General features: G+C 66.4%; 9 protein-coding genes and 1 tRNA gene. 3 read left to right on the top strand and 7 right to left on the bottom strand.

From position 1 onward, the window contains the following. Nucleotides 1-278 precede the first annotated feature (278 nt). The 6 genes from PS060_RS02670 to PS060_RS02645 form a co-directional block, all read right to left on the bottom strand. Nucleotides 279-437 carry a hypothetical protein gene (locus PS060_RS02670; protein WP_273985271.1) on the bottom strand — a complete coding sequence of 53 codons (159 nt, stop codon included), beginning with the start codon at nucleotides 435-437 and terminating at the stop codon, nucleotides 279-281. Between the two features lie 221 nt (nucleotides 438-658). Beyond that, on the bottom strand, nucleotides 659-1558 hold the full coding sequence (locus tag PS060_RS02665; protein WP_273985270.1) for a haloalkane dehalogenase: 900 nt from the start codon (nucleotides 1556-1558) through the stop codon (nucleotides 659-661). Then, nucleotides 1555-1914, bottom strand: a complete 360-nt coding sequence (locus tag PS060_RS02660) for a hypothetical protein (protein ID WP_273985269.1) — start codon at nucleotides 1912-1914, stop codon at nucleotides 1555-1557. The genes PS060_RS02665 and PS060_RS02660 overlap by 4 nt, the downstream gene beginning before the upstream one ends. Before the next feature lie 14 nt (nucleotides 1915-1928). Beyond that, on the bottom strand, nucleotides 1929-4196 hold the full coding sequence (locus PS060_RS02655) for a molybdopterin-dependent oxidoreductase (RefSeq protein WP_273985268.1): 2268 nt from the start codon (nucleotides 4194-4196) through the stop codon (nucleotides 1929-1931). Continuing rightward, nucleotides 4193-4786 carry a TetR/AcrR family transcriptional regulator gene (locus PS060_RS02650; protein ID WP_273985267.1) on the bottom strand — a complete coding sequence of 198 codons (594 nt, stop codon included), beginning with the start codon at nucleotides 4784-4786 and terminating at the stop codon, nucleotides 4193-4195. Before PS060_RS02650 ends, PS060_RS02655 begins: the two co-directional genes overlap by 4 nt. Before the next feature lie 691 nt (nucleotides 4787-5477). Continuing rightward, a tRNA-Ser gene (locus PS060_RS02645) sits at nucleotides 5478-5568 on the bottom strand. A gap of 277 nt (nucleotides 5569-5845) precedes the next feature. Here PS060_RS02645 and PS060_RS02640 point away from each other — a divergent pair. The 3 genes from PS060_RS02640 to PS060_RS02630 all read left to right on the top strand — a co-directional run bounded on the left by PS060_RS02640 (nucleotide 5846) and on the right by PS060_RS02630 (nucleotide 8458). Beyond that, on the top strand, nucleotides 5846-6646 hold the full coding sequence (locus tag PS060_RS02640; RefSeq protein ID WP_273986830.1) for a DUF1134 domain-containing protein: 801 nt from the start codon (nucleotides 5846-5848) through the stop codon (nucleotides 6644-6646). Nucleotides 6647-6718: 72 nt separating this feature from the next. After that, nucleotides 6719-7897, top strand: a complete 1179-nt coding sequence (locus PS060_RS02635) for an amino acid aminotransferase (RefSeq protein WP_273986829.1) — start codon at nucleotides 6719-6721, stop codon at nucleotides 7895-7897. Between the two features lie 12 nt (nucleotides 7898-7909). Further along, the gene (locus tag PS060_RS02630) at nucleotides 7910-8458 is read left to right on the top strand and encodes a GNAT family N-acetyltransferase (protein WP_273985266.1); all 549 of its coding nucleotides are present in this window, start codon (nucleotides 7910-7912) and stop codon (nucleotides 8456-8458) included. Here PS060_RS02630 and PS060_RS02625 read toward each other — a convergent pair whose 3' ends face one another. Continuing rightward, nucleotides 8459-11809, bottom strand: coding sequence for a S41 family peptidase (locus PS060_RS02625; protein ID WP_273985264.1), 3351 nt, complete (start codon nucleotides 11807-11809; stop codon nucleotides 8459-8461). Nucleotides 11810-11829 lie beyond the last annotated feature (20 nt).

The following is an 11829-nucleotide window of genomic DNA, read 5'->3' as shown; positions in this document are numbered from 1 at the left end:
AAAGGCTGAAGTTTGCGGTAGGCTGGCGAAGCGCGATGAGCTGATATGGCCAGTTTGGACGCCTCTTGTCTGGCTTTGGTGTTGACGCGTGCGGGAGAGACGGTTTGGCGAAGTACGGTCTTGGTCAGGTCGACCTTAACCTGCTGGTTCAGTTGAGCCTTGCCGGTCTGGTTGACGAACCGGGCCGGCACCTTTCCAATCTGCTTCGGTCAAAGCAGCCGATCGAGGCTCGCACGCGAGAAGCATTGGCTGATGCGCTCGACGGTCGTCCAGCTGGATCAAAGCTGACGGTGCGACACACCCGCCACAGCCGCCTTGTCCGTAAGTTTCGATCGGAGCTGCACCAGATCGAGGTCGGTCGCCAAGTAACTGTAATGATGACCGAAGAAGGCAAGACCTATGACCAGGCAGTCGAGAATGTCGCTGGCGACTGCCACCGAAGCGAAAAATGGGTCCAAGCCTGCTACACGAAAGCCAACAAGCTCGAGCGTTGGATTGAAGAATGCCGATACCGAGGGCTCAACCACACAGATGATGCACTGGAGATGGCAGTCGCTTACAGCCGATTGCGAGGCGTCGACCCAGCAGACAGCCCGAAGCTAACGGCTGCCCGCCGACGTCCAGGCGATGCCGTCCTTTGTCATTCCCTGCGCCATGATCAGACTCCGAAAGCCGCGAGCGCGGCGCGGGCGATGGCATCGCCCCGCTCCTGCACGAAATGGCCCCCGTCGGGCACTCCCATCGGCGGCGGGCAGCCGCGGATGCCAGCGCGCAAGGCGGCCATGACATCGGGGCCGAGCACCGGGTCGAGCATCCCCACCGCCATGAAGCTCTCGCCCTGCCATTCCTCGCGCCAGAAGCGCACCGCCCTTTCGGCTTCGGCGATGCCGGGCATGCCGGGATCGGTCATCACCAGTTCGGGAAAGCGTCGCACCCCGGCCTTGTAGCGGGCATCGGGGAAGGGCGCGGCATAGGCCGCCGCCTCCTCTGCCGAAAGGCCGGGCTGGCTACGCAGGAACAGGGCGGCGATATCGAGATCGGGGCGGCTGCGATTGAACGCGCGCCAGCTGGCGAAGCCCTCGCTCACCGGCTGCCCGACCGGGATGGTGGTGTTCATCGCCAGCAGGCGCGTGAAGCGGTCAGGCATGGCGGGCGGGATGGTGAGGCCGAGGATGCCGCCCCAGTCCTGGCACACCAGCACCACGTTCCTCAGATCGAGCGCCGCGATCAGCGCCATCAGCATCCCGCGATGGAAAGCGAAGGTATAGGCCGCCTCGTCCACCGGCTTGTCCGAGCGGCCAAAGCCCAGCAGATCGGGCGCGATCACGCGGTGGCCGGCTCCAGCAAACACCGGGATCATCTTGCGGTAGAGATAGGACCACGCGGGCTGGCCGTGGAGGCACAGGAAGGTCACCGCCGCATTGCGCGGGCCTTCGTCGAGATAGTGGACCCGAAGGCCATCATAGCCCGGTAGATTCTCGATATAGTTGGGCGCGAAAGGGTAGCCCGGCAGGCCCTCGAAAAGGCTGTCGGGGGTCCTGAGGGCCTCCGGCCTCATGCCAAGCGGCCCAGCGAATGCGCCCGCGCCTCGCCCAGCAGCATCACCGCGACATCGCCGCGGCTGCGCCAGCTTTGAAACAGCAGGTAGCTCGCGACAAAGGGCATGCCCCCGGCGAAGACGAACAGCCCCAGCGCGATCCCGCCAAGGCTGAAATGGTGCCGCCACGCCAGCCACACCCCGCCCAGACACAGAAAGCCGAGGAAGTCGACATTGAACTGGCCGGGCCACGCCATCTCGGCCATGTCGCCGAAGAACACCGGCAGCAGGTCCAACCCGTGATTGGCGATTGTCACGGCGGTGTAGGCGCCGATCGCCACGATCCATGCGGCGAGATAGATGCGAAACAAGGTCATCGCTTGGCGCTCCTTCAGGCCACCCGCTCGATCCGGGCGGGAACATATTTGTGCCAGGGCGTGCCGACAATCGGATCGCGCCAGCGGTAATCGGTGAGATTGTTGAGCGCGACGCCCTGCCGCCGGATCGAGCCATCCGCCTGCCGCACATCGAGCCCGTGGCCGTTGGGCAGCGAGATGTGGCCCGGACGGCAGCCCTCGTGCAGCTCGATGATGGTGCGCGCCCGGCCCCGCGTCGTCACCACTTCCACCGCATCGCCATCGGCCAGCCCTAGGCTTGCGGCGTCCTCGGGGCTGATCCGCAAGGTGCTCTCCAGCGTCCCGCGCCGCAGCCAAGTCGCATCGCGGATGCTGGTGTTGCTGGTTTCGGTGCGCCGCTCGCCCGCGGACAGGATCAGCGGGAATTGCGGATCGACCGGCGGCCCGGCCGGATCGAGCGCCACCAGCAGATCGAGCATTTCGGGGATGTGGAGATTGATGCGGTGCCCCGGCTGGCGCACCAGATGCCACCCGCCAGGCTCGATCCGCGAGAACACCACGCCCGAGGGCGAGCCGAGGATTGCCTCGAACAGGCGGTTGCCCGCGAGCGGGCCGGTGAAGCCTGCTCCGGCGGCTTCCTCGGGGAAATTGCGGACAAACAGCTGGGACACGCCCCACAGCGCCGCCGCGTTGGAGAAGCCTTGCGGCAGAGCCTCGGCAAGCGCGCCGTAGAGCAGCACCGGCGCGATAGGCATCAGTTCGGGCTTGGCCGCTGTCGCCTGCGCAAAGGCCATGGCGAAGTGATCGAGATTGCCCGACGCCGCCCGCAACGGTGAAACATCGGCCGGATCGAGCGCGCCCAGCGCCTGGCACAGGCGCGTGTGGATCGCCCCTTCCTCCAGCGTGCCCGACCGCGGCGCAAACAGCGGGCGGCGCAGCTGGAAGGCGTTTTCAGCCGGTTCGAAGTTGAAGAAGCTCGCCTCGGCCTTTTCGAACTGGCTGCAAGCGGGCAGAACGTAATCGGCCTCGCTCGCCGTCTCGGTCATGGCGACATCGATCACGACGCTGAAATCGAGCGCCCGCAGCGCCTCGCGCATGCGCTGCGAATCCGCCAGTGAGTGGACCGGGTTTGCGCTTTCGACGATCATCGCGCGGAAGCGGTGCGGGTGATCGGTGAGGATTTCCTCGGTGATCGCGTTGCAGGGGATCAGGCCCATGATCACCGGAAAGCCGGTGACCGGCGAACGCCGGAAATTGCGCTCTCCGCTCGATGCGCCCGAAGCCCCGCCCGCCGCGCCGCCGCCAAGCGGGCGGAAAGGCACGAAGGCATAGCTGGTGCCCTTGCGTCCGAAACTGCCCGTCAGCCCGATGATCAGGCGGTGGAGATAGGAGCCGAGCGTCGAATGGACGCCCATCTGCATGCCCAGATCTTCCATCGAAGCCATGGTCTCGGCCTGCGCCATCCGGCGGGCAGCGGCGCGCAGCAGAGCCTCGTCAACATCGCAGACCCGCGCGAATTCGCTCACCGGAATGCGGCGCAGCAGATCGAGCACGGGTTCGGCATTGGCGACGTGTTCGTCCATCCAGGCGGCCTTGTGCAGCTCTTCCTGCACCAGGATCGCCGCCAGCGCGCCAAGGCACCAGGCATCGGTGCCCGGCCGGATCGCGAGGTGATAATCGGCCATCGCCGCTGTCTCGCTGCGGCGCGGATCGATCACGATCATCGCCCGGTCGGGATCGGCGGCGATTTCGCGCAGCACCAGCCGGGCGCGGGGAAAGCCGTTCGACTGCCACGGGTTCTTGCCGATCAGCAGCGCGACCTCGGCGTGTTCGAAATCATGGTGCATCCCGCAGCCGAACATCCGCGCCTGCACCCAGGCCTCGCCAGTCTTTTCCTGCGCGAGCGCGTTGGAGCGATACCGCACGCCCAGCGCGGCAAGGGTCGCCTGCGCATAAACGCCGGGGAGGTGGTTCCCCTGTCCGCCCCCGCCGTAATAGAAAATGCTCTCGCCGCCATGAGCATCGCGCACGGCGGCGAGCCGCGCAGCGACTTCGCTTATCGCCGTGTCCCAATCGACCGGCTCGTAAGTCCCGTCGGCCCGCCGCCGCATCGGCGAGGACAGCCGGTCGCGCCCCTGCTGGTAGGCGTCCATGCGCTGGGCCTTCTCGCAGACATAGCCCTTGGTGACAGGGTGGTTCTGATCGGGCCGGACGCGGGTGATGCGATTCGCATCGGTCTGCACTTCGATCCCGCAATTGACCGAACAGATCATGCAAGCGGTGGCTTGCCAGTCGTTGCTCATGCGTCCTCTCCCCGGTGTTCCTCGAAGGCATCGGCCAGCACGGCGCTGGCATCGCGGCAGGCGCGCAGCACGGCGTCGGACGCCGCCGCATCGGGCAGGGCGCGGGCCAGCGCCAGCCCGCCCAGCGCCAGCGCGAGCAGGGCGATATCCTCGCCCGGCGGGGTCGGCCCCAGCTCCTGTTGGCGGTCGAGCAATGAACCGGCGACGCAGGCGGCATAGGCTTCGCGGAAGGCATCGCTGCCGTGTGGAACCTCGCTCAGCAGCGCCGAAAGCGGGCACCCGGTTTCGGGATGATCGCGATGAGAGCGCGAAAGATAGCGCGCCGCGAGCTGCTTGCGCAGCTCTGCGCGGGGAAGGTCGGACGGCAGGTGCCTGGCGGGATTGCCGATGCTCGCCATCGCCCGTTCCAGCGCGGCAATGTCGAGCGCCTCCTTGCTGGTGAAATGGACGTAGAAGCCGCCATGGGTCAGCCCGGCATCGCGCATCAGGGCATGGACGGCATTGCCCGCAAGCCCGTCGCGCCGCAGCCGTGCGGCGGCCAGATCGAGGATGCGTTCGCGTGTGGCGGCTTTCTGTTCGGCTCGGCCCATGGGGTGCTCCTTTACCGTCCAGATTTTCACATGATAATTATCATGTCAAATGGCGAATAGGGCCGTTCTCGGCAAATTCCGCCGTTCGGGATTTCGCTGTGAACGTCTGGAAAGTCCCAAACTCGGCCATTGAGGGCAGATCTATCGTCGTTCGCCGGAATGATCTGTCATCAAGCATAAGGCGCGAGGTTAATGCGGGCAGTGGCCGACATGGCTACGGGTACCGGACCCGCGGCGATTTGATGTTGCGAAGCTCGGGCGGGGTGTCTGACTGAAGGCGATCCATGCAGCCTAGCAGTGGCCGACCTCCGGTTTGCAGCCACCTGGTCAATCAAAACTGATTTGCCAGCCACGCGCAAAAATGCCTCGTCGTTTCAGAGGGCTCAGTGCGCTTCACTCGGATCTGATTGGCAGATTTCGGCCTATCCGAACCTCATTGGGAAACTGCCATCTATAGAGATGCTGGTTATCTCTCTGTTACGCAAAGCATATCTGCGCGAATAGATGCTGCGATCCGTCGCGTAGGGTGTGTACCGTTCTCACCTTCCAAGCCGCTACCGGTATGTGATCCAGATTTGGGCAGAGAGAATTGCGCCGCCATGCCGCTCGACCCAAACAAACCTCGTATCGGGGAGCGTTTATGGGAACTGGCGCCCCTTGAGGGGAAAAACCCAATCTTTCCAGAGGCCGGTGGCGGAGACGGAGGGATTCGAACCCTCGGTACCCTGATAGAGTACGGTTCCTTAGCAGGGAACTGGTTTCAGCCACTCACCCACGTCTCCGGGCATCAGCTTGGGCTGCGAGGGCGGGGCTATAGTCGGCCCGGCGCGGGGCGGCAAGGTGGCATTCGCAAAAATCGTTGCACCCGCCGCAAGGGGCGCCGGGCGCGCCGACGAGCGTCCCGGTTCGGCACGGGTTCAGGCTTGGCACGATAGCCCGGCACGGCTCGTCGCAAATCCGATTCGCTCCGGCGACGAGCGGTTGCGGGCGCAATGCAAAGCGATTCTGCTACGCTGCGCAACAATCCGGGGCTGACACGCGCTTGCGAAAGGCTGCATGATGAGCACAATGATCGCCCGCCTTCCTGATTTCGGCCGCCGCGCCCTGAGCTATGCGCTCGGTGCCTTGGCAGCGCTGGCGCTGACCGCACCTGCCGCGGCGCAGGATGTCGAGACCTTCGATCCCGACATCACCTATGGCCAGCCCGCCGCGCAGGGGATCGACGGCGATCTGTCGAACCCCCAGCCGCCTGCGCAGCCGCAGCCTGCCGAACCGTCGGTCGACAGCACTTTTGGCGATTATGCCGCGCCCCCGACCGGTGCGAACGCGCCCCCCGCCGATCTCCCTGCCCCGGTCGCAACGCCTGCGGCCACCGGACAAACCTATGGCGAGGACGATCTGATCGGCGCGGCCGAGGGCGTGTTCGGGAAGGGTGCGGAAGGCCTCGCCAAGCTAATCGAGGACCTGCTGAAGAAGCAGGGCGAACCCAATGGCTATATCGTCGGGCGCGAGGCGGGCGGGGCGTTCATCGTCGGCGCGCGTTACGGCTCGGGCACGCTGCATCACAAGATCGAGGGCGAGCAGAAAGTCTACTGGACCGGCCCGTCTATCGGGTTCGATGCCGGGGCCAATGCCGCGAACACCTTCGTGCTGGTCTACAACCTCCATGACACCGAGGACCTGTTCAAGCGCTTCCCGGCAGGCGAGGGGCAGGCCTATTTCGTCGGCGGGCTGCACGCCAGCTATCTGCGGCGCGGCGATGTGGTGCTGATCCCGATCCGGGTCGGCGCGGGGCTGCGGCTCGGGGTCAATGCGGGCTACATGAAGTTCTCCAAGGAACAGAAGTGGCTGCCCTTCTGACCGCAAGAATCTGTCGCTGAATACGAAAACCCGGTTGCGATACGTACGCGCGGGGGCCATGCGCGCCTCATGATGCTTGAACGACTCAGCCCCCAAGCGCCTGACGCGCTGCTCGCCCTGATCCGTCTCCACGCAGCCGATCCGCGCGCGGACAAGATCGACCTTGGCGTCGGTGTCTACCGCACCGATGACGGTGCGACCCCGGTGTTCGCGGCGATCAAGGCGGCCGAACAGGTGCTGGTCGATACGCAGGACAGCAAGTCCTACCTCGGCCCGGAAGGCGACATGGGCTTCGTCAACGCGCTGATGCCCTATATTTTCGGTGCGGGCGACCCGACCATGGGTGGTCGCATTCAGGGAATGCAGACCCCGGGCGGGACGGGCGCGGTGCGGCTCGCGCTGGCGCTGGCGCAGAAGGCCGGGGTGAAGCGCGTTCACATGGGCGTGCCGAGCTGGCCCAACCACGCGCAGATCCTCGCCGATCTGGGCATGGAGCTGGTGCCGTTCGATCACGCGCAGGCCGATGGCACCGCCAACCTCGATGCCGTGCTCGCCGCGATCAATGGCGCGGCGAGCGATGAAGCAGTGCTGCTCCACGCTTGCTGCCACAATCCCACGGGCATTGATTACACCGCCGACCAGTGGGCGGCGATTGCCGAGGCCTTTGCCGCCAGCGGCACTTTCCCGATCATCGATTCGGCCTATCAGGGCCTGGGGCATGGGATGGAGGAAGACGCCGCCGGAATGCGCGCGCTGCTGGCCGCCGTGCCGGAGGCCTTCATCGCCTATTCCTGCGACAAGAACTTCGGCCAGTATCGCGACCGCGTGGGCGCGTTCTACATCATGGCGACAGAGGCCGGTGCGCTCGATACCGCCTTCTCCAACGCCAATGCGCTGGCCCGCGCGGGCTGGTCGATGCCGCCCGATCACGGCGGTGCGGCAGTGCGGATCATCCTGCGCGATCCCGACATGACCGCGCAATGGCTGGCCGAGCTCGACACCATGCGTGCGCGGATGCGGCAGGTGCGCGATGCGCTGGCGGCAGCCGGCACGGCGGGGCGGGTCGATCTGACCCCGTTGGGGACGCAGAACGGCCTGTTCTCGATGCTCCCTGTGACCAAGGAAGAGGTCGCCACCTTGCGCGAAGAGCACGGCATCTACATGGCCGCTTCGGGACGCATCAACATCGCCGGGCTGACCATGGCGAACCTGCCCAAGTTCATCGCCGCGCTGGCGGCGGTGGCGGTCTGAGAGGGCGCTCCGGTGCTCGACCGCCAGCCGGTGCTGGAGGGCGAGCATGTTACCTTGCGTCCCCTGCGTCCGGAGGACTGGGAGGCGCTGTTCGCCGTCGCGTCCGATCCGCTGATCTGGGAGCAGCACCCGGCGCATGATCGCTGGCAGGAACCCGTGTTTCGCGCCTTCTTCGAGGATGCTTTGGCGAACAGGGGCGCGCTGGTGGCCTTGGATGCGGCGACCAGCGCTGTGATCGGTTCCTCGCGCTTTCAGGGGCTGGAGGACGCAGGCGGGGGATCGGTCGAGATCGGGTGGACCTTCCTTGCGCGCTCGCATTGGGGCGGGCGCTGGAACCACGCAATGAAGCGCCTGATGCTCGCCCATGCGCTGGCGAGTGTGGCCGAGGTGCGGTTTCTGGTCGGCGAAACCAACACCCGCTCGCGCCGCGCGCTTGAAAACATCGGCGCGCAGCTGACCGACCGGCGCGAGGAGCGCATCATGGCGGGCGGGGAGGTGATCCCGCACCTCACCTATGTCATCACCCGCGAAAGCTTTGCGACCGGGCCGCTGGCGGCGTGATCAGCGCGGGGGCAGCGGCTTTACATCCTCACCCGGCGTGCCCAGCGGGGGCAGCGGCTTGGGCACCAGTGGCGGCACGGGCTTGGCGGCAATTGTCTGGGTCAGCACCTCGACGGCAGTCTTGAGCTGCGCGTCCTCGCCCCGGAAGGCCGCGTTGGGCAGGTTCTCCACCTCGACATCGGGCGAGACGCCGCGCCCTTCGAGGATCCAGCGACCGTCGATCGAATATTGCGCATTCTCCGCCGCGCGCAGCATGCCGCGGTCGGCAAGGCTGTTGCGATCCGACAGCCAGATCCCTGCGCCCGCCGTGCGGGTGCCGATCAGCGGGCCGATGCCGAGGGACTTGACCGCGGCGGCAAAGGTCTCCCCGTCGGAATAGGTGCGTTCGTCGATCAGCACGGCGATGTGGCCGCGATAGGCGTTTTGCATATTGGTGGTGGGGACACCGCGCCCGTCCGGCTCGGCCCAGAACGCCCACGCCCGGCGCAGCAGCATGGCGACGATCAGGCTGTCGATGTTCCCGCCGCTATTGCCGCGCACGTCGATGATGAGGCCGGGCTTGGAAAGCTGCGGGAAGTAATCGCGCGCAAAGCTGGCAAGGTCAGCGCCGCCCATCGCGCGCAGATGCAGATAGCCGATCTGCCCGACAGACAGCTTCTCGGTCAGCGCGCGCTTGCCTTCCACCCAGTCGCGGTAATGGGCCTGGACATTGCCTTCGCTCGTCATCGGCTCGATGATCGCGCTGAGCTTGGCCGTCCCGCGGCTGAGATCGAGCCGCACCTGCTGCCCGGCCTTGGTGGCGAGCGCGGTCTGGAGATCGGCAAGGCTGGCAACTGCGCGGCCATCGACGCGGCGGATCACGTCGCCCTCCTTTACGTCGACACCGGGGCGGCGCAGCGGGGGGAGCCATGCGACCATGTCAGGCTCGGCACGCAGGATCGTGTCGATCCGCAAGCCCTCGGGCACCGGCGTGACCGACGCGCCGAGATAGGCCATCGCCGGGTTTTCGCGGTCACTGCGCACTTCGCCGCCGCGCACCTGGCTGTGGAGAATGCCGACCTGCGCCGCCATCTCGCCCAGCACAGCATCAAGCTCGCTGCGGCTGCCGATCCGGTCGAGGAAGGGCTCGCGCGCGGCGCGCACCGCGTTCCAGTCGACCCCGCGCATTTTGGGATCGTAGAGGAAGTCGCGGTGCAGGCGCCATGCGTCGATGAACATCTGCCGCCACTCGGCGCGCGGGTCGATGGTGAGGCGCCAGTCACCCAACCGCACCTGATGCGGGGCAGGCTTTTCGGGGAACTTGGCGGCGGCGGGCACCAGTGCGAGCTGCGGCTTGTCGCCCGGGCTGCTCAGAACCAGCGCAGTTTCGCGGTCGGCGGAAAGCTCCATCCCCCGCGCACCCGCAGCAAAGACTTCCTCGCGCGGGTCCTTCTTGTCGATCGCGATCGAGACGATGTTCTCGCCCCGGCGGGTGTAGAGGAACTTCTCGTTGGCCAGCAGAAAGCTCTCGACCCCCGGCTTGACCGGCAGCTTCCACAGCCGCGTGGCGACGCCATCGAGGACGATCTTGGCAGGCTTCGCCTTGTCGTCCTTCGCGTCCTTGTCGCCCTTGGCTTTCGCTTTGGCGGGGGCTTCCTTCTTGTCCTCGGCTGCGCCGGCATCTTCCGCCTCGGCCTCTGCGGCCGAGCGGGCCAGCTCATTGTCCTCGCGCATCGGGAATTCGGCGGCGGGATCGAGTTGCAGGGCATAGGCCTCGCCCCGCTCGCTGAAGGCGGTGCCCATGTTGCGGTCGCCCCACGGCGCCGAGGGTTCGGGGGTGAAGTTGCGATCGGACAGGAAATAGAGCCACGCCCCGTCATGCGCGAAGGCGGGGGCATAGCTGTTGTACTTGCCTGAAGTGGCCTGAACCCGCGCAGCCGTGGCGAGGTTCTGGATCATGATGTCGGCGGTGTTGCCGCCCACGCTGGTCGAGACCTCGGCATAGGCAATGTGCGAGGAATCGGGGGCGAAGGCGATGTCGCCGAAGGCATCGTCGGCCCCGCTTTCGTTGCGCGCGAGCAGGGTGACGCGACCGGTCGCGACATCGACCTTCTGGAGCCGCGCGGCCTTGTCCCACACCACGATGGTCTTGCCGTCGGGGGAGGGGGCGAAGGACCAGATATGCGCGTCATAGCCCTTGGTGATCGGCGTCGGTGTGCCGGTGCCATCGGCGGGCATGGCGACGATGTCGCCGCGGTCGCCCTGGTCGAGGATCATGAAGACCTGTTTGCCATCGGGCGATTGCACCACCTGCCGGGCGCGCGCGGCAAGGGGCACGGGCAGTTCGATCCGGCGCAGCTGGCCCGGAGCCGCCAGCGCCGCGCGGCCACGGGCGGTGACCGCGACCATCTCGCCCGATGCCGAAATGCGCGCGCCTTCAAAGAAGCGCAGCGGATCTTCCAGCGCCCGCACGCGGGTCTGTTCGCGGTCGGTAACGAGGTCGATGTCGAGCTTTCGGATGCCGGGGCCGTAATTGGGGTAGAACACCATGATGTCGGCCCCGTTCTGGAGGTAGATCCGGCCTGAGTCCTGATAGGCCTGCAACACCGGGAAGGGCAGGGGGTCGGACTCCAGCCGGGCATCGCCGCCAGCTTCATCGACCGACCACACCATGTCCTTGCCCGCCTTGTCCGACACGAACCAGATGCGCCCGGCATGGGCCATGGGAAAGCGGATCGGGGCGCCGAAGCCGGGGAGCATCTGCACCGCCTCGTCAGTGCTGCCCAGCTTCCAGCGCCACAGCTGCTCCATCCCGCCGCCGCGATAGAGGACGGCATTGTCGCGCGCGCGCGCCGCGAGGCCCCGGCGCGTGAAGTACATCAGCCCCGGATTGGCCCACGAGAAGGTCGCGTCATTGGCGCGCCACAGCGGCAGCGCCTTGGGCTCGCCGCCAGCCGGATCGACGGTATAGAGCACCTCGCCCTGCCCGCCCCCGGTGATTGATGAGGCAAACACCAGCTTGCCGTCATAGGTCCAGCCGATCGTGCGCACCGATCCGCCTTCGAAGGTCATCCGCCGGGGCGTGCCGCCTGCCAGCGGCATGACATAGACATCCCGGTCGCTGTCATAGCTGGCGGTAAAGGCGATGGTGGTGCCGTCGGGCGAGATATGCGGCTCGCTCTCCTCGCCCTCGTGATTGGTCAGCCGGATCGCCGACCCGCCCTCGCGCGAGGTGCGCCACAAGTCACCCTCGCTGGCGAAGACCAGATATTCACCGCTTGCTGCCGGGTGCTGGTAATAGCCCTGCTCTGCTGCAAGCGGTGCTGCGATCAGGGCAGCAAGGCTGCAGGCGGCTTTGAACACTGGCTTCATTCTGGCAGGCTCCCCTTGGC

Source organism: Erythrobacter sp. BLCC-B19, assembly GCF_028621955.1.
In the GTDB taxonomy this organism is placed as follows: Bacteria; Pseudomonadota; Alphaproteobacteria; order Sphingomonadales; family Sphingomonadaceae; genus Erythrobacter.
This window is presented reverse-complemented; position numbering and strand designations above follow the sequence as displayed.

Excerpts from the sequence above, each read along its gene's own strand:
- PS060_RS02665 (WP_273985270.1), bottom strand. The coding sequence starts at position 1,558 with ATGAGGCCGGAGGCCCTCAGGACCCCCGACAGCCTTTTCGAGGGCCTG.
- PS060_RS02660 (WP_273985269.1), bottom strand. The coding sequence starts at position 1,914 with ATGACCTTGTTTCGCATCTATCTCGCCGCATGGATCGTGGCGATCGGC.
- PS060_RS02655 (WP_273985268.1), bottom strand. The coding sequence starts at position 4,196 with ATGAGCAACGACTGGCAAGCCACCGCTTGCATGATCTGTTCGGTCAAT.
- PS060_RS02650 (WP_273985267.1), bottom strand. The coding sequence starts at position 4,786 with ATGGGCCGAGCCGAACAGAAAGCCGCCACACGCGAACGCATCCTCGAT.
- PS060_RS02640 (WP_273986830.1), top strand. The coding sequence starts at position 5,846 with ATGAGCACAATGATCGCCCGCCTTCCTGATTTCGGCCGCCGCGCCCTG.
- PS060_RS02635 (WP_273986829.1), top strand. The coding sequence starts at position 6,719 with ATGCTTGAACGACTCAGCCCCCAAGCGCCTGACGCGCTGCTCGCCCTG.
- PS060_RS02625 (WP_273985264.1), bottom strand. The coding sequence starts at position 11,809 with ATGAAGCCAGTGTTCAAAGCCGCCTGCAGCCTTGCTGCCCTGATCGCA.